At 62.7% G+C, this 17,734-nt stretch carries 13 protein-coding genes; 11 read left to right on the forward strand and 2 right to left on the reverse strand.

The features are described from left to right. Positions 1–2: 2 nt before the first annotated feature. The 11 genes from HHL21_RS19790 (at position 3) to typA (ending at position 15,723) form a co-directional block, all read left to right on the forward strand. Positions 3–1,694: an ABC transporter ATP-binding protein gene (locus HHL21_RS19790; RefSeq protein ID WP_169469107.1), complete on the forward strand. Its 1,692-nt coding sequence runs from the start codon at positions 3–5 to the stop codon at positions 1,692–1,694. Positions 1,695–1,855: 161 nt separating this feature from the next. Beyond that, entirely contained in the window at positions 1,856–2,815 is a 960-nt protein-coding gene (locus tag HHL21_RS19795) for a DedA family protein/thiosulfate sulfurtransferase GlpE (RefSeq protein ID WP_169469109.1), read from the forward strand. Positions 2,816–2,963: 148 nt separating this feature from the next. Further along, positions 2,964–3,992: a glucokinase gene (locus HHL21_RS19800; RefSeq protein WP_169469111.1), complete on the forward strand. Its 1,029-nt coding sequence runs from the start codon at positions 2,964–2,966 to the stop codon at positions 3,990–3,992. A gap of 384 nt (positions 3,993–4,376) precedes the next feature. Next, on the forward strand, positions 4,377–5,180 hold the full coding sequence (scpB, locus tag HHL21_RS19805) for an SMC-Scp complex subunit ScpB (RefSeq protein WP_169469112.1): 804 nt from the start codon (positions 4,377–4,379) through the stop codon (positions 5,178–5,180). Beyond that, positions 5,167–7,029: a 23S rRNA pseudouridine(2605) synthase RluB gene (gene rluB / locus HHL21_RS19810; RefSeq protein ID WP_169469114.1), complete on the forward strand. Its 1,863-nt coding sequence runs from the start codon at positions 5,167–5,169 to the stop codon at positions 7,027–7,029. Before scpB ends, rluB begins: the two co-directional genes overlap by 14 nt. Before the next feature lie 403 nt (positions 7,030–7,432). Continuing rightward, positions 7,433–7,921 carry a ribosome maturation factor RimP gene (gene rimP, locus HHL21_RS19815; protein WP_169469116.1) on the forward strand — a complete coding sequence of 163 codons (489 nt, stop codon included), beginning with the start codon at positions 7,433–7,435 and terminating at the stop codon, positions 7,919–7,921. Further along, a complete protein-coding gene (nusA, locus tag HHL21_RS19820; protein WP_169469118.1) occupies positions 7,918–9,483 on the forward strand; it encodes a transcription termination factor NusA in 1,566 nt (521 codons plus the stop codon). Before rimP ends, nusA begins: the two co-directional genes overlap by 4 nt. A gap of 46 nt (positions 9,484–9,529) precedes the next feature. Further along, positions 9,530–12,343 (forward strand): translation initiation factor IF-2, encoded by a 2,814-nt coding sequence (gene infB / locus HHL21_RS19825; RefSeq protein WP_169469120.1) that lies wholly within the window; start codon positions 9,530–9,532, stop codon positions 12,341–12,343. Positions 12,344–12,429: 86 nt separating this feature from the next. After that, positions 12,430–12,840 (forward strand): 30S ribosome-binding factor RbfA, encoded by a 411-nt coding sequence (gene rbfA, locus HHL21_RS19830; protein WP_169469122.1) that lies wholly within the window; start codon positions 12,430–12,432, stop codon positions 12,838–12,840. After that, the gene (truB, locus tag HHL21_RS19835) at positions 12,803–13,759 is read left to right on the forward strand and encodes a tRNA pseudouridine(55) synthase TruB (RefSeq protein WP_169469124.1); all 957 of its coding nucleotides are present in this window, start codon (positions 12,803–12,805) and stop codon (positions 13,757–13,759) included. The genes rbfA and truB overlap by 38 nt, the downstream gene beginning before the upstream one ends. A 131-nt stretch (positions 13,760–13,890) precedes the next feature. Then, positions 13,891–15,723: a translational GTPase TypA gene (gene typA / locus HHL21_RS19840; RefSeq protein ID WP_169469126.1), complete on the forward strand. Its 1,833-nt coding sequence runs from the start codon at positions 13,891–13,893 to the stop codon at positions 15,721–15,723. Between the two features lie 104 nt (positions 15,724–15,827). On the opposite strand, the gene HHL21_RS19845 is transcribed toward typA, so the two are convergent. Together HHL21_RS19845 and flgL are read right to left on the reverse strand one after the other, a co-directional pair. Next, on the reverse strand, positions 15,828–16,820 hold the full coding sequence (locus tag HHL21_RS19845; protein WP_229496608.1) for a hypothetical protein: 993 nt from the start codon (positions 16,818–16,820) through the stop codon (positions 15,828–15,830). Between the two features lie 2 nt (positions 16,821–16,822). Then, a complete protein-coding gene (gene flgL / locus HHL21_RS19850; RefSeq protein ID WP_169469128.1) occupies positions 16,823–17,734 on the reverse strand; it encodes a flagellar hook-associated protein FlgL in 912 nt (303 codons plus the stop codon).

A 17,734-nucleotide genomic window follows, 5' to 3' on the forward strand; every position in this document is an offset into this window, starting at 1 on the left:
ACATGACAGACAACCACGACATGCTGCTTTCCGTGCGCGACCTGCGTGTGCGCTTCCGCATCGATAAAAAGAACACCTTCGAGGCGGTCAAGGGCATCTCGTTCGACGTGCCGCGCAACTGCACGGTGGCGCTGGTCGGCGAATCGGGCAGCGGCAAATCGGTCAGTTCGCTGGCCGTCATGGGCCTGCTGCCGGCCGGGACCGCGCTGATCGATCCGCAATCGCGCCTGCTGTTCGATGGCCGCGACCTGCTCGCCATGCCAGGTGCCGAGCGGCGCGCGCTGTGCGGCAAGGACATCTCGATGATTTTCCAGGAACCGATGTCGTCGCTTAATCCCGTGTTCACGGTGGGCTTCCAGATCGGCGAAGTGCTGCGCCGGCACATGGGCATGAGTTCGCGCCAGGCGCGCGCCCGCACGCTGGAGCTGCTCGATGAAGTGGGGATTCCCGATCCGTCGAAGAAGATCGATGCGTATCCGAGCCAGATGTCGGGCGGCCAGCAGCAGCGCGTGATGATCGCGATGGCGATCGCGTGCGAACCGAAGCTGCTGATCGCCGACGAACCGACCACCGCACTCGATGTGACGATCCAGAAGCAGATCATGGAGCTGATCGCCAGCCTGCAGCGCAAGCATGCGATGTCGGTGCTGTTCATCACCCACGATCTCGGGCTGGTCGGCGAGATCGCCGACCGTGTGATCGTGATGCGTCACGGCGAAGTGCGCGAGGAGGGCGATGCGCGCCAGGTGCTCGATTCGCCGCGTGATTCTTATACGCGCGCGCTGCTGCATTGCCGGCCGAAACTCGACGAGCGGCCGATCCGGCTGCCGGTGATCGACGACTACATCAGCGGACAAGCCGCGCCCGACGTACAGGCCCCGCAACGCGCGCGCGGCTGCGTGCCGGGCGCAGAAAGCGTGCTGGTGGTGGAGAACCTGTCGAAGAGTTTCTACCTGCGCGAAGGCCTGTTCGGCAAGCGCGAATTCAAGGCAGTCAAGGATGTGTCGTTCACTCTCCCGCGCGGCAAGACGCTTGGCGTGGTGGGCGAGTCCGGGTCGGGCAAGACCACCGTCGGCCTGACGCTGCTTCGCTTGCACAAGGCGACCGGCGGCACCGCGATGTTCGAGGGCAGGGACCTGATCTCAATGAGCCCGCGCGACTACATGGAGTACAAGCGGCGCATCCAGATCATCTTCCAGAACCCCTACGCTTCGCTCAATCCGCGCTTTACCGTCGGGCAGATTTTGCTGGAGCCGATGCGTATCCATGGTATCGGCGTCAACGACAGCGAGCGCACCGCGCAGGCGATGCAGCTGCTCGACCGGGTCGGGCTGCCGGCGCAGGCCTTCCATCGCTATCCGCATGAGTTCTCGGGCGGACAGCGGCAGCGCATCGCGATCGCACGTTGCCTGACGATGAAGCCGGAGATCCTTGTGTGCGACGAGTCGGTGTCGGCGCTGGACGTGTCGGTGCAGGCGCAGGTGCTGAACCTGCTGCAGGACTTGCAGGATGAATTCGGGATGAGCTACATCTTCATTTCGCACGACCTGTCGGTGGTGAAGTACATGTCGGACCAGGTGATGGTGATGCATCAGGGGAGTGTGGTTGAGCTGGCCGACTCGGATGAGCTGTATCGGAATCCGCAGCATCCTTATACGAAGGCGTTGTTGAGCGCGATTCCGAAGGGTGTGTAAAGGCACGCTCAGCATGGGTTCCCGCGTGCGCGGGAACGACGTGTTAAGGCCGCTAGCCTAAAGGCGTCATTTCCGCGCGCGGGAATCCATGCTGAGTGCGCTTTCTTTGCAAATTAACCGAACTGCCTGTGGCGGCCGCCGTTTTCAGCTAACATGAAGACATGCCCGACCTCATCGCCCTCCTGCAGACTTACGGTGTCCTCATCGTATTTGCCATCGTACTGGTCGAACAGGCCGGCATGCCGATTCCCGCGTTCCCGATTCTGGTGGTGGCGGGTGCCTTGTCGGTCGACGGCGGCGTCAGCTGGCCGGCGGCGATCGCTGTCGCGGTCGGCGCGTGTTTGCTCACCGACCTGTTCTGGTTCCGCGCCGGGCGCTTCTACGGCAAACGCATCCTCAACCTGCTGTGCAGGATTTCCCTGTCGCCCGATTACTGCGTGAGCCAGACCGAAGACAAATTCCGGCGCTTCGGGCCGAAGTCGCTGATCGTCTCCAAGTTCATCCCCGGCTTCAATGTCATCGCTTCGCCCATGTCGGGCGCCCTCGGCGTGCCGACGCCGCGTTTCCTGGCATTCAGCATCACAGGCAGCCTGTTCTGGAGCGGCACCGGCGTCGCCCTGGGCGCCGCCTTCCACAAAAGCGTCGACAAGGTGCTGCAGACGCTCGGCGAGATGGGCACGACCGCGCTGCTGGTGCTGCTGGGCTTGCTGGCGCTGTTCATCGCGTATAAGTACCTTGAGCGCCGACGCTTCCTGAACGGCGTGCAAATCGAACGCATTGGCGTCAGCGAACTGGTCAGCCTGATGGACGATGGGCATGATCCGCTGATCATCGATGCGCGAAGCGCAACCGCGCGCCAGCTTCAGCAGGCTATTCCCGGCGCGATCATCTTTAACGACTGCGAGCCCGAAACCCTGATGGCGACCCTCGACAAGGATCGCCACGTGGTCGTCTATTGCAGCTGCCCGAACGACGTCACCGCCGCCCAGGTGGCGAAACAGTTCCTTTCCAGCGGCTTTCACCGTGCACGTCCGCTGCATGGCGGGCTCGATGCGTGGAACGGCCACCATGGCCAACTTGCCGAAGACATTGCTGAAACCTCCGAGGCGAAGCTGTGTTGAGGTAGGAAGACTACGGGTTCCCGCAATCCATCGGATGAGAGGGCGGATCGATTCCGAGCAACAGGTTATGTACTAAAACTACAAAGAATGCTTGCGTGCCAGGCAGATCATCCATTAAGCTTTGGAAGTCCGTATTCGATTCCAAGCCATGACAGTTCAGCAACATTCCTCGCTGCATCCTCCTGCCCAGCCAGCTCCCCACGCCGACGGGCCGCGCCTGCTCGCCGATGTCGGCGGCACCAATGCGCGCTTTGCGCTGGAAGTGGCCCCGGGCCGGGTTGAACTGATCGATGTACTTCCGTGCAAATCGTATCCGACACTGGCCGATGCGCTGCGCGCCTACCTTGCCTCGCCAAAAGTGCTCGCTGCCGGCTACGGAACCATCCGCCATGCGGCGATCGCGATTGCGAACCCGATCACGGGCGACTTGGTGCGCATGACGAATCACCACTGGGAATTCTCGATCGAAGCGATGCGCCTCGCGTGCGCGTTCGATACTTTTCTCGTCATCAATGACTTTACCGCGCTGGCGCGCGCCGTCCCGCACTTGTCGGCCGGGCAAAAGCGGCAGGTCGGGAGCGGAACCGCACGCGAAGGCAGCCCGGTCGGACTGCTGGGCGCGGGGACCGGCCTTGGCGTGTCTGGCCTGATTCCGACTGGCGACAGCTGGACCGCATTGCTGAGCGAAGGCGGCCACGTCACCTTTTCGCCGGCCAATGAAACCGAAGTAGCAATCCTCCGGTTCGCCTGGCGCGAGTATGAGCACGTCTCGGCCGAGCGGCTGATGTCGGGCGACGGGCTGGAACTGAGCTACCGCGCGCTGGCCCATCACACTGGCCAGCCCGACGAAAAACTGGCCGCAGCGGACATCTCGCGCCGCGCGCTCGCGGGCGATGACCAGCTGTGCGGCCAGGTGATCGACACCTTCTGCGGCATGCTCGGCACGGTTGCCGGCAACCTGGCGGTGACGCTGGGCGCGCAGGGTGGCATTTATATTGGCGGGGGCATCGTCCCGCGCCTGGGCGAACGCTTCGACCAGTCGCCTTTCCGCAAGCGCTTCGAGCAAAAGGGCCGCTTCGTGAATTACCTGTCGCAGGTGCCGACTTTCGTGATCACTGCGGAGTATCCGGCCTTCCTTGGCGTGTCCACTATCCTGGCGGAAAAGCTTGGCGCCTGAGCGGGGCCCCGCGCGGCGAGGGGCGCCATTTGTCCGCTTGCGCGTTTTATCGGGTACAATTGGGGCCAGTTGAAGGAAACGATGTCAATCGTTCATGTAGTGCGCACCCCGGAGCCAGCCTCCCTGCCGCTGCGGCGAACCAGCGTTTCACTTGTAGAATCAACGGCTTGCGCCAAGCTTTGGTGCAGCGCGGCCGGGTGAGCGAGTCCAGCTCTCGCCACGGCAACATTCCGCCCGCGCACATCAGCCCGGGCGACGGAATCCAGTTTTAACGTATTTCTTCCTGCCGGCGCCTTGTTGCGACGGCCGCTGTCATTCGTTGACTGGTGTGGTCTTACACTGCCTGCCATTGAATTTTTAGCCAGATCCGCTGACGACATCGTTATGAATACTGATGAGGCCAAGATAGTCCTCGAAACCGCCTTGCTGTGCGCGCGCGAGCCGATGTCGATCCATTCGATGAAAAAGCTGTTCGTCGACGTGGACGATAATGGAAAAGCGCTCGGCGCCGGCGTCGGCGCCGATACCATCAAGCTGCTGCTGGAGGAGCTGCGCCATGACTGGCGCGACCGCGGCATCGAGGTGGTCGGCCTGGCCAGTGGCTGGCGTTTCCAGAGCCGGCCGGACATGAAGCAGTACCTTGACCGGCTGAGTCCGGAAAAGCCGCAGAAGTATTCGCGCGCCACGCTGGAAACGCTGGCGATCATCGCCTACCGCCAGCCGGTGACGCGCGGCGACATCGAAGAAATCCGCGGCGTTGCCGTGAATTCGCAGACGATCAAGATGCTGGAAGACCGCGGCTGGGTCGACGCGATCGGCTACCGCGAAGTGATCGGCCGCCCGGCATTGCTGGGCACGACGAAACAGTTTTTGGATGACCTGGGCCTCAGTGCGCTGTCCCAGCTGCCAGCTTTGCAGCAAATCAGCGACATGCCGGGCAACTCCGCGATCGAAGAACTCGAAGCGGCCCTGCAGGAGAATTTTGAAAAAGCTGCGGCCGAAACGACGGCCGCCAATCACGATGGTGCAGGCAGCAGCGACGCGCAGGAAGTTCCTGAAGCAGTCCTTGAGGAAGCCGGCGCCGACACTTCACCTGTTGAAGTCCTCATTCCCGACCCTGCGCCAGAATCAACGGTGGACGCTGCGCCAGGTCAGCACGACCAAGAAACGACTAATGAACCCAACTGATACCCCTGAGATTCCTGCTGGCGCCACGCCAGCCAACGCTGACGCACCGGCCAAGCCGAAGCGCCGCACCAAGGCCCAGATCGAGGCCGATGCGGCTGCGGGCATTGAGGCGCCAAAGAAGCGCGCGGCCAAGAAGGTGGCGGCCGTAGCCGAAGGCGATGCGCCCGCTGCGGAAGCTGCGCCGAAAGCGGCGCGCAAACCGCGCCCGCCGAAAGCCGAAACAGTGGAAGCCGCGCCGCAAGCCGCTGAAGGCGACGCAGCGCCACGCGAAGAGCGCGGTCCACGCCCGCCACGCGGTCCGCGCCAGATGCGCGAGTTGCGCGGCCAGCGCGAAGCGCGCAAGCCACGGGTCGAAGGCGAGCAGGCTCCGGTCGCAGCCGAAGGCGGCGCAGCGCCGGCCGAGCTGGCAGCACGTCCTGAGCGCGCCGAACGCGGCGAGCGTCCGGACCGCGGCCCGCGTCCGAAGAAGAACAAGAAGGGTAATCCAGGTCTTCAGCACCATAAAAAGCCGCGCCAGAACGACGCCGATGCGGCATTCTCGTTTGTCACCTCGGACGCGTATGACGCCACCGAAGGCGGCCGCGCGCAGCCTGCCAAGGCAGTGCGCCGCGACCTGACCTCGGACGACGACGCACCGAAGCTGCACAAGGTGCTGGCGGAAGCGGGTCTCGGTTCGCGCCGCGACATGGAAGACCTGATCGTCGCCGGCCGCGTGTCGGTCAACGGCGAGCCGGCCCACATCGGCCAGCGCATCCTGCCGACCGACGCGGTCCGCATCAACGGCAAACTTATCCAGCGCAAGGTGAGCAACAAGCCGCCGCGCGTGCTGGTGTATCACAAGCCGGCCGGCGAGATCGTCAGCGCCGACGATCCGGAAGGCCGTCCATCGGTATTCGACCGCCTGCCGACCATGAAGGCCGGTAAATGGCTGGCTGTGGGCCGCCTCGACTTCAACACCGAAGGCCTGCTGCTGTTCACGACCTCGGGCGACCTGGCCAACCGGCTGATGCACCCGCGCTACAACATCGACCGCGAGTACGCGGTGCGTACGCTGGGCGAGCTGGAAGAAGGCATGCGCCAGAAGCTGCTGGCCGGCGTCGAGCTGGAAGACGGCATGGCGTCGTTCACCAAGATCGCCGATGGCGGCGGTGAAGGCATCAACAAGTGGTACCGCGTGGTGATCGGCGAAGGCCGTAACCGCGAAGTGCGCCGCATGTTCGAAGCGGTCGGGCTGACCGTGTCGCGCCTGATTCGTACCCGCTACGGCATCATGTCCCTGCCGACCGGCTTGAAGCGCGGCCGTTGGGAAGAGCTGGAAGAAAACACCGTGCGCGACCTGCTGGCGGCGTTCGGCGTCGAGAAAAAGGGCGGCGCGGTCGAGCAGCGCGGTCCGCGTGCGCAAGTGCGTCCTGGCGAGCCGAAGCCGCGTGAAGGCCGCGAGGGCCGCGAGGCGCGTGATGAGGATAGCCGTAACAACGGCAACCGCATCGACCGCGAGGACGCGAACCGCAATGCCGATCCGTTCCCGAAACAGCAGCGCAGCGGCCGCCCAGGCGGCGCTCCGCGCGGCCAGGGGCAGGGTTTTGCCAAGGGTTCGGGCTTCGGCCAGGGACAAGGGCAGGGCGGCGGCCAAGGTGCCGGTGGCCAGGGTGGCCGCGGCCAGGGTGCTGGCGGCCAGGGCGGGCGCGGCAAGCCGGCGGCCGCCGGTGCCGGTGCAGGTTCGGGGCGTCCGCGCCAGCCGGATCCGCTGCAGACCACGTTCGGCTTCGGTAATTCGAGCGGCGCAGCGCGTGCGCAAGGTCCGCGTGGCGCAGGCCACAGCATGCCACGCCGCGGACGCCGGGGTTAACCACCGGCCTCTGCTCCGTCATTCCCGCCATTGGCGGAAATGACTTCCCGTGAAAACGGGAATCCATGCTGAGTTCTCGTTGGAAATGACGTATGCGAACCGCGTACTCAGCATAGGTTCCCGCTTTCGCGGGAACGACGTGCTCAGTGCGGCGGGTAATGGCCTAAGTCCCTGATTTATTGCCTTAAAGCAGTGTTGTTTGCTTGCTCATTTGTCGCGCTACGGATTGCAGCCGTAGCGTGAACGCGCTATAATCCGCAGACTAATAAAAGTTCTTCACAGCGTTTTTCGTGCAAGTGCTTTCATCTGGTCGGGAATATAAGAAGATGGGCATGTGCCCATTTTTTTTTTGGTAAATGGTTTTAGTGGTCCGCATTTGGGCCTGTGATCTGGAGAAATTTTTTTGCAGCAATTTGATTTAATCGCCAGGACAGTTAACGGCCTGGGCTATGACCTGGTCGACGTCGAGTGGGGCGAGCGCGGGATCTTGCGCGTGTATATCGATTTCACTGCAGAAGATGTGGCCGAAAAAGGCCCGATCACGGTTGAGGACTGCGCCAAGGTAAGTCACCAGCTGTCGCATGTGCTGACGGTGGAAAACGTCAACTACGAACGCCTCGAAATCTCGTCGCCCGGCCTGGATCGTCCAGTCCGCACGATGGCCGACTTCGTGCGCTTCGAAGGCCGCGAGTGCACCGTCAAGCTGCGCGTGGCAATGCCTGGCGCCGCAAATCGTAAAACCTTCACGGGTATTTTGCAGGCGCCCGAGGGCGACACGCTGAAATTGGAATTTGAAAGTAAGGATGGTCCGGCGCTGTTGGAGTTTACGCTCGCCGACTTGGATAAGGCACGTTTGGTGCCGCAGGTGGATTTTAGGAGCCGCAAAGCATGAGTCGCGAAGTTTTATTATTGGTTGATGCGCTGGCGCGCGAAAAAAATGTCGATAAAGATGTCGTTTTCGGGGCGCTCGAATTCGCACTGGCGCAAGCCACGAAGAAGCGTTATGAAGGCGAGGTCGACATTCGCGTCTCGATCGACCGCGAGTCGGGCGAGTTCGAGTCCTTCCGCCGCTGGCACGTCGTACCTGATGACGCGGGCCTGCAATTGCCTGACCAGGAAATCCTGCACTTCGAAGCCGTCGAGCAGATTCCTGATATCGAAGTCGACGAATACATCGAAGAGCCGATCGAATCGGTTGAATTCGGCCGCCGCTTCGCACAGGACACCAAGCAGGTAGTGCTGCAGCGCGTCCGCGATGCCGAGCGCGAACAGATCCTGGTCGACTTCCTCGAGCGCGGCGACGCGCTCGTGACCGGCACCATCAAGCGTATGGAACGCGGCGATGCAATCGTCGAGTCGGGCAAGATCGAAGCGCGCCTGCCGCGCGACCAGATGATCCCGAAAGAGAACCTGCGTATCGGCGACCGCGTCCGCGCATTCATCCTGCGTATCGACCGCAACATGCGCGGCCCGCAGGTGATCCTGTCGCGCACCGCGCCGGACTTCATCATGAAGCTGTTCGAACTGGAAGTGCCAGAGATCGAGCAAGGCCTGCTGGAGATCAAATCGGCAGCGCGTGACGCTGGCGTGCGCGCCAAGATCGCGGTATATACCGCCGACAAGCGCATCGATCCGATCGGCACCTGCGTCGGCATGCGCGGTTCGCGCGTCCAGGCCGTCACCGGCGAACTGGGCGGCGAGCGCGTCGACATCGTGCTGTGGTCGGACGACCCTGCGCAATTCGTGATTGGCGCGCTGGCCCCGGCCAACGTGTCGTCGATCATGGTTGACGAAGAGAAGCACGCGATGGATGTCGTGGTCGACGAGGAAAACCTGGCCATCGCGATCGGCCGTTCCGGCCAGAACGTGCGCCTGGCTGCCGAGCTGACCGGCTGGAAGATCAACATCATGACGGCCGAAGAGTCGGAGAACAAATCGGCGGCTGAAACCGCTGCGGTTCGCGCGCTGTTCATGGAAAAGCTGGACGTCGACCAGGAAGTGGCCGACATCCTGGTGGAAGAAGGCTTTGCCAGCCTCGAGGAAATCGCTTACGTGCCGATCTCCGAGATGCTCGACATCGAGTCGTTCGACGAAGACACCGTCAACGAGCTGCGTACCCGCGCTCGCGATGCACTGGTGACCGAGGCGATCGCATCGGAAGAGGGCCTGGAAGGCATGGAAGAGCAGCTGGTAAACCTGGAAGGCATGGACCGCAACACGGCCGGCAAGCTGGGACTGGCTGGCATCAAAACGGTTGAAGCGTTCGCCGCATTGGCGTACGACGAATTCGGCGCCATCCTGGCGTTGCCTTCCGACCGTGCACGTGCATTGATTGAAAATGAATTTAATGATGTGACCGACGACGAGATGAAGCTGGTCGATTCAAAGTACGACGATCGTGCCAAGGCGCTCCAGGCAAAAGCCTGGTCCCTGGCAGAAACGGCCAAGGCGTAATTTGCATATCTTTATCATCTCCGCGACACATAGAAAAGAGGACTGAATGGCGAGTAACAACGTAGCCCAATTTGCCACCGAACTGAAGATGCCTGCAGATTTGCTGCTGACGCAGCTGCGTTCTGCTGGCGTCGAAAAAAGTTCGACGTCAGATCCATTGTCGAAAGATGATAAGGATAAGCTGTTGAACCACCTGCGCCGTACCCACGGCACAGCGGGCGAAACTGAAAAGAAGAAGATCACGCTGACTCGCAAGGAAACGACCGAGATCAAGCAGGCAGACGCCTCCGGCAAGTCGCGCACGATCCAGGTTGCTGTCAAAAAAGTGCGCACCTTCGTGCAGCGCGACGATGTCCCTGCGCCGGTTGCCGCAGAGCCGGCCGCACCGGTGGTCGACGAAGCTGAAGTGGCGCGCCGCGCCGACGAAGCACGCAAGCACGCCGAGCTGGTCGCCCGCCAGGAAGCCGAACTGCGCGAAAAGCAGGAACGCCTCGCCAAGCTGGACGCTGAGAAAGAAGCCCAGGCCAAGCAGGCTGAAGCCGACGCCAAGCGCGAAGCCGAAGAACAGACCAAGCGCGCCGCCGCGGCCACCGCCGCAGCAGGCGCCGCCGTCAGCGATGAAGGCCGCAAGGCCGTCGATGACGAAGCCCAGGCCAAGGCCAGTGCCGCCGCCAAGGAAGCCGCTGAACGCGTCGCCGCCAACGAGAAGGCACGTAAAGCCGTCGCCGACGAAGTCGCCCAGATCAAGGCCATGATGAACGCGCCACGCCGCGTGATCAAGGCGCCTGAGCCTGCGCCTGCGCCGGTTGCCGCCATCAAGCCGAAGGTTGCCGAGGGCACGCTGCACAAGCCAGCCGCCGGCGCCGCCAAGCCGGGCGAAAAAGCTGCCGACAAGAAGCCGGCGGACAAGAAATCGATCAAGTCGGCGAATGTGTCGTCGACCTGGTCGGACGACGCCAAGAAACGCGGCGCACCAGGCGGCGTCAAGCCACGTGGCAATGTCCCGAGCGGCCGTGACGGCTGGCGTGGCGGCGCGCGCGGTGGCCGCCGCAACTCGCATTCGGATGATCGCGAGACCAACTTCCAGGCGCCGACCGAGGCGATCGTCAAGGACGTTCACGTTCCTGAGACCATCACGGTGGCTGAACTGGCGCACAAGATGTCCGTCAAGGCGTCCGAGGTCATCAAGCAGCTGATGAAGCTGGGCCAGATGTGCACGATTAACCAGGTGCTGGACCAGGAAACCGCGATGATCCTCGTGGAAGAGATGGGCCACAAGGCATTTGCCGCGGCGGAAGACGATCCCGAAGCACTGCTGGCCGACCAGGGTGAGCACGCTCACTTCGAGTCGACCGCGCGCGCACCGGTGGTGACCGTCATGGGTCACGTCGACCACGGCAAGACCTCGCTGCTGGACTACATCCGCCGCGCCAAGGTTGCATCGGGCGAAGCGGGCGGCATTACGCAGCACATCGGCGCTTACCACGTCGATACGCCGCGCGGCATGATCACCTTCCTCGACACCCCGGGTCACGAAGCCTTTACGGCAATGCGTGCCCGTGGCGCCAAGGCAACCGACATCGTCATCCTGGTGGTTGCAGCTGACGACGGCGTGATGCCGCAAACGAAGGAAGCGATTGCCCACGCAAAAGCTGCAGGCGTACCGCTGGTTGTCGCGATCAACAAGATCGACAAACCAGGTGGCAACGTCGAGCGCGTGACGCAGGAACTGGTCGCCGAACAAGTTGTGCCTGAAGAATACGGTGGCGAGTCGCCGTTCGTCCCAGTGTCGGCAAAAACCGGCCAGGGTATCGACGACCTGCTCGAGCAAGTATTGCTGCAAGCTGAAATTCTCGAACTGAAGGCCCCGATCGACGCGCCTGCGCGCGGCCTGGTGGTTGAAGGCCGCCTCGACAAGGGCAAGGGCCCGGTCGCGACCATCCTGGTCCAGTCCGGTACCTTGAGGCGTGGCGACGTGATCCTGGCCGGTTCCTCGTATGGCCGCGTCCGCGCGATGCTGGACGAGAACGGCAAGCCGATCAACGAAGCTGGTCCATCGATCCCGGTCGAGATCCAGGGCCTGACCGAAGTGCCGGTTGCCGGTGAAGAAGTCATGGTCATGGCGGACGAGCGCAAGGCGCGCGAAATCGGTCTGTTCCGTCAAGGTAAGTTCCGCGACGTGAAACTGGCCCGCCAGCAGGCAGCGAAGCTGGAAAACATGTTCGACCAGATGGCCGAAGGCGAAGTCAAGAACCTGCCGCTGATCGTCAAGACCGACGTGCAAGGTTCGATGGAAGCGCTGGTCAGCTCGCTGCAGAAGCTGTCGACCTCGGAAGTACGCGTGCAGATCGTGCACTCGGCAGTTGGTGGCATCACGGAATCGGACGTCAACCTCGCGGTGGCGTCGAAGGCGGTCATCATCGGCTTCAACGCCCGTGCCGATGCGCAGGGCCGCAAGCTGGCCGAGTCGAACGGCGTGGATATCCGCTACTACAACATCATCTACGATGCGATCGACGAAGTAAAAGCTGCACTGTCGGGTATGTTGTCGCCAGAGAAGCGCGAGACTGTCACCGGCCAGGTCGAGATTCGCCAGGTCATCCTGGTCTCGAAAGTCGGCGCGGTTGCCGGTTGCCTGGTCACCGATGGCGTGGTCAAGCGCTCCTCCTCGGTACGCCTGCTGCGCAACAACATCGTTGTATGGACTGGCGAGATCGACTCGCTCAAGCGCTTCAAGGACGACGCAAAAGAAGTACGCGCCGGCCTCGAGTGCGGCCTGTCGCTCAAGAACTACAACGACATCCAGGTTGGCGACACACTGGAAGTGTTCGAAGTTCAAGAGGTTGCACGTACCCTGTAATAGGTTGCAGTAACCGTGGGGCGGATACGCGGGGGCGCAAGCCTCCGCGTATCCGCCCCACGTTTTTTTAAGAGTAAGATACGAACATGGCAAAACACAGCAAATCCATCCCGGTCCGCGGCGTTCGCGTTGCCGACCAGATCCAGCGCGACCTCGCTGAAATCATCGCGTACGAGTTGAAAGACCCGCGCGTGGGCATGGTCACGATCTCCGAAGTCCAGCTCACGCCCGACTACGCCCATGCCAAGGTGTTCTTCACCATGCTCAAGGACGACAAGGAATCGGTCAAGAACACGCTCGACGGCCTGTCCAAGGGCGCCGGCTACATGCGCAACGTGCTCGGCAAGCGCCTGCACATCCACACCTTGCCGACCCTGCACTTCATCCACGACACCTCCACCGCGCGCGGCATGGAAATGTCGCTGCTGATCGACCAGGCCAACGCCACCCGCGCGGCCGATGCCGAGCCGGACGAACCAAAGCAAGACGCAGAATAAGTTGAACAAGCCTATCAAGAAGGTCCGCGACCTCGTCGACGGCGTGCTGCTGCTCGACAAGCCGGTTGGCCTGTCGTCCAACGACGCGCTGATCAAGGCCAAGCGCGTGCTGAACGCGAAGAAGGCGGGCCACACCGGCACGCTCGACCCGTTCGCCACCGGCCTGCTGCCGCTGTGCTTCGGCGAAGCGACCAAGTTCTCGCAGGACTTGCTGGAAGCGGACAAGACTTACGAAACCACGGTTCATCTCGGCATCACGACCAACACGGGCGATACCGAAGGCGAGGCCATCGCTACGCGCCCGGTCGACGTGACCGTCGAGCAGATCGAGGCCGTGCTGGAGAAATTCCGCGGTCCGATCCTGCAGGTGCCGCCGATGTATTCGGCGCTCAAGCGCGACGGCAAGGCCTACTACGAGTACGCGCGCGAGGGCATCACGCTGGAGCGTGAAGCGCGCCCGGTGACGATTCTCGATCTGAAATTTTTGGAATATTCTGCACCGTTTTTGAAATTATCTGTCACGTGCAGCAAGGGGACTTACATCCGCGTGCTGGGCGAGGACATCGGTAATGCACTCGGCTGCGGCGCGCACCTGAACGCGCTGCGGCGCACCCAGGTCGGCGCGCTGACGACCGAGGGCATGATCACGCTCGAAGCCTTGCAGGCGGATGAAGCGCCGCTGGCGTTGCTGGCGCCGGTCGATGCCCTGTTGTCGTCGTTCCCGGCGGTGATGCTGACCGAGGAACTGGGCAGGCGCTTCCTGCAAGGCCAGCGCCTGGCGCTTGGCAAGGAAAGCGTCGACGTGCCGCAGGAGCAGGGCAGGGTGCGCGTCTATCTCGACGCCAAGCTGCTTGGCACCGGCATCCTGCAGGAATATTCCATCCTCGCACCGGAACGCTTGATCGCCGCGAAGCAGTAGCGCCGTAGCAAGCCCCTGAAATCACGGACGTTTTCGGCTTAGTGCAACGCAACACGTGCTATACTAGTGGGTTCCAGTAATCCGCAGCATCCTGTCTACCCCCGTACTTCACGTACATTTTCTTTACGACCATGTCAAATTCAAAACGCGCAATTCGTAACATCGCTATCATCGCCCACGTTGACCACGGCAAAACCACGCTCGTGGACATGCTGCTGCGCCAGTCCGGTACCTTCCGTGAAAACCAGGCGGTCGAAACCCGCGTGATGGACTCGAACGACCTCGAAAAAGAACGCGGCATTACGATTCTGTCGAAGAACTGCGCGGTTGAGTACGAAGGCACCCACATCAACATCGTCGACACCCCGGGCCACGCCGACTTCGGCGGCGAAGTGGAACGTGTCCTGTCGATGGTTGACTCGGTGCTGCTGCTGGTCGATGCACAAGAAGGCCCGATGCCGCAGACCCGCTTCGTCACGCGTAAAGCGCTGGCGCTGGGCCTGAAGCCTATCGTTGTCGTCAACAAGGTTGACCGTCCGGGCGCGCGCGCTGACTGGGCCATCAACCAGACCTTCGAACTGTTCGACAAGCTCGGCGCGACCGACGAGCAGCTCGACTTCCCTATCGTCTACGCATCGGGCCTGAACGGCTACGCCGGCCTGACCGAAGATGTCCGCAGCGGCGACATGAAGCCGCTGTTCGACGCGATCCTGCAACACGTGCCTGTCCGTGACGACAATCCGGACGGCCCGCTGCAGATGCAAATCACCTCGCTCGACTACTCGTCGTACGTCGGCAAGATCGGCATTGGCCGCGTCAACCGCGGCACCGTCAAGACCGGCCAGGACGTCGTCGTCCTGAACGGCCCTGACGGCACCCCAATCAAGGGCCGCATCAACCAGGTACTGAACTTCAAGGGCCTCGAGCGCGTACTGGTCGACGAAGCGGTCGCCGGCGACATCTGCCTGATCAACGGTATCGACGAAATCGGCATCGGTTCGACCATCTGCGCACCGGACACCCCGGAAGCGCTGCCAATGCTGACCGTCGACGAGCCGACGCTGACCATGAACTTCATGGTCAACAACTCGCCACTGGCCGGCCGCGAAGGCAAGTTCGTCACCAGCCGCCAGCTGCGTGACCGCCTCGACCGCGAACTGAAAGCCAACGTCGCACTGCGCGTAGCGCCGACCGACGACGACACGATCTTCGAAGTCTCGGGCCGCGGCGAGCTGCACCTGACCATCCTGATCGAAAACATGCGCCGCGAAGGCTTCGAGATGGCTGTATCGCGTCCACGCGTGGTCTTCAAGATGGTCGATGGCGTGCGCCACGAGCCGTTTGAAAACCTGACCGTCGACGTTGAAGAAGTCAACCAGGGCGGCGTGATGGAAGAACTGGGCCGCCGCCGTGGCGACCTGACCAACATGGAATCGGACGGCAAGGGCCGTGTGCGCCTTGAGTACAAGATTCCTGCGCGTGGCCTGATCGGCTTCCAGGGCGAATTCATGACCCTGACCCGCGGTACCGGTTTGATGTCGCACGTATTCGACGAATACGCGCCAGTCGACAACACCCGCGGCGAGATGGCTGGCCGCCGTAACGGCGTGCTGATTTCGCAGGACGACGGCGCTGCTGTTGCCTACGCAATCTGGAAGCTGCAGGATCGCGGCCGCATGTTCGTGGTCCACAACGACCCAGTGTACGAAGGCATGATCATCGGTATCCACTCGCGCGACAACGACCTGGTGGTTAACCCGATCAAGGGCAAGCAGCTGACCAACGTGCGTTCGTCGGGTACCGACGAAGCAGTGCGCCTGGTACCACCTGTCCAGATGTCGCTCGAGTACGCGGTTGAATTCATCGCCGACGACGAACTGGTCGAGATCACGCCTAAGTCGATCCGCCTGCGCAAGCGCTACCTGAAAGAGCACGAGCGCAAGAAGGCTAGCCGCGAGGCGTAATAGCGAAATGTACCGGGCCCGCAAGATCCCGGGCATGAAGAAACCCGCAGTGCCAGTGATGGCAGTGCGGGTTTTTTTACGTGATCAAGTCGCTTATGCGGGTGTTAGTGGAGTCCTAGCAAGGCGAGCACCCGTTCCCGGCTAATCCCGACCATCGCGGAAGTGATCGCAAGCAGCGAATCATAATTTGGCTCCGTCGCGGTCGCCGCGAAATCCTGGGCCAGCGCATTCATATCGACCGCCGGCACCGGCGCCGTCGCGGCGCGGCTGGCAGCTGCGCTCAACTCACGACTGGCTGCTGCCTGCGAGCTGCGCACCTGCGCCAGCGCACGCACCACTTCCTGCAGGCTCCGTCGCAAGGCTTCCGTATCGCTGGTACCCCAGCGCTGCGGCGCCACGGCGCCTGGTTCTTCTTCCGGCGCCACGCGGCCACGCCCGAGGATCGACAGATTGTCGCGCAGTGCGGGCCAGTGGACTTCAGGTGCCGTGAATACCAGCTTGCCGTTCGCATCGCTGCTGACGCGTACATTAGCTGGCGCGAGCGCGCGGTCGAAGCGCTGGATGATTTCCTCGTCCGACATGCCACGCTCGATATTGACAGTCAGCGCTTGGTTGCTGCCGCCAAGCGAAAACGACATCATTTGCGGGCCGCTCGCTTTCAGCGAGCTAAGCGTCATGCCGCGCATGCTGAAGCGCTGCGTGGCCGATGCGCTGCTGTAGTTGAGTTGCGCGTTGAGCTTGTCGCCGGCCGATTTGCGGCGGCGATCGAGCGTGTTGGCCAGTTCGCGCAGTTGCGCTTCGATCTGGCGTTCGTCCGCTTGCAGGTTGCTGAGCTTGGCGCTGAGTTCGCTTTTCAGCGACTGCAGCTGTCGCGCCACTTCTTCCAGGAAGTCGAGCGCTTGCTGGGCGCCGGCAACGTCGCCTTGCAGGCGGGTGTCGAGGCCGGGTAAGCCGCGGCGCAGCGGCGCGGTCGGTGCGGACAGTTGCGGCGGACGGCCTCCCGCGATGCGCTCGGCGGCATCGGCCCGCGCGCTGACCGTGTTGCCAGCCCCGGCGGCGTCGGCCGGGGAGGGAGTGGTTGGCCGGATCGCGTCCATGATTACAGCACCTGGAACAGTGACAGGGTGCCGATCTTGGCGTAGGCCTTGTAGGTCGCCTGCAGGGCGTTCGAATAACCGTTCAGCTCGGTAGCGGCAAAGCCGTAGTCGAGCTGGCCGATGTCAGTCAGCGCCACCTGGTTCGACAGGCTCACATTGCTGTGGTTGATGTCGAGCGTGGACAGGATGGTCTGCGAGCCGCCGAGCATGGCGACTTTGCCGGACACCAGCGTCAGCGCGTCATCGAAGCCGTCGAGATTGGCGCCCAGTACCGCGCGCACTGCCGGGTCGTTGGGGCTGACGCCTGGGGTCGACAGCGCGGCGATCGTCTGGTCGAGCTGGTTGAGCAGGTCTTCGACGCCTTTGACGTTGCCGTTGGCAACCTGGGTGATGCCGTTGCCGACGACCACGGTCTGGTCGTTGGTGTTGCCGACGAAGGTGTAGCGCGCGCCCGGCGCGGCGGCCGCGTTGTAGGCGATCGGCGCGGTGTCGGTCAGGGTGCCGGAGAACACGAAGCGGCCTTCCTGGTCGATCGCGTTGGCGGTGTACAGCAGGCTTTCGCGCAGCGAGGTCAGCGGAGTGACCATGGCGGCCAGGTCCTCCGGGGTGTTGCTGCCGTCCGAGGACCAGACCAGCAGGTCGCGGCCCTGGATCATGTCGTTGACCATCGTGCCCAGGTAGTCTTCGTTTTTGGTCAGGCGCACCTTGATCGCGGCGATGTTCTCGCGGTACTGGTTCAGGGTCGATTCTTCGCGGCGCAGGCGCGACAGGCGCACGTTGTCGACCGGATCGTCCGACGGCAGCTGGATACGCTGGCCCGACGCCATCTGCTGGGTGATGTAGGTCATGCGCTCCTGGTTCAGCTGGAGCGACACGTTCATCGTCGACTGGTATTGGCTGGTGGCGATTCGCAT

The organism is Massilia polaris (assembly GCF_012927275.1).
Classification (GTDB): Bacteria; Pseudomonadota; Gammaproteobacteria; order Burkholderiales; family Burkholderiaceae_D; genus Telluria_A; species Telluria_A polaris.

Bases quoted from the DNA above. Each gene is read 5' to 3' on its own strand.
- HHL21_RS19790 (WP_169469107.1), top strand. From the start codon at position 3: ATGACAGACAACCACGACATGCTGCTTTCCGTGCGCGACCTGCGTGTG.
- HHL21_RS19795 (WP_169469109.1), top strand. From the start codon at position 1,856: ATGCCCGACCTCATCGCCCTCCTGCAGACTTACGGTGTCCTCATCGTA.
- HHL21_RS19800 (WP_169469111.1), top strand. From the start codon at position 2,964: ATGACAGTTCAGCAACATTCCTCGCTGCATCCTCCTGCCCAGCCAGCT.
- scpB (WP_169469112.1), top strand. From the start codon at position 4,377: ATGAATACTGATGAGGCCAAGATAGTCCTCGAAACCGCCTTGCTGTGC.
- rluB (WP_169469114.1), top strand. From the start codon at position 5,167: ATGAACCCAACTGATACCCCTGAGATTCCTGCTGGCGCCACGCCAGCC.
- nusA (WP_169469118.1), top strand. From the start codon at position 7,918: ATGAGTCGCGAAGTTTTATTATTGGTTGATGCGCTGGCGCGCGAAAAA.
- infB (WP_169469120.1), top strand. From the start codon at position 9,530: ATGGCGAGTAACAACGTAGCCCAATTTGCCACCGAACTGAAGATGCCT.
- rbfA (WP_169469122.1), top strand. From the start codon at position 12,430: ATGGCAAAACACAGCAAATCCATCCCGGTCCGCGGCGTTCGCGTTGCC.
- truB (WP_169469124.1), top strand. From the start codon at position 12,803: ATGCCGAGCCGGACGAACCAAAGCAAGACGCAGAATAAGTTGAACAAG.
- typA (WP_169469126.1), top strand. From the start codon at position 13,891: ATGTCAAATTCAAAACGCGCAATTCGTAACATCGCTATCATCGCCCAC.
- HHL21_RS19845 (WP_229496608.1), bottom strand. From the start codon at position 16,820: ATGGACGCGATCCGGCCAACCACTCCCTCCCCGGCCGACGCCGCCGGG.
- flgL (WP_169469128.1), bottom strand. From the start codon at position 17,734: ATGCGAATCGCCACCAGCCAATACCAGTCGACGATGAACGTGTCGCTC.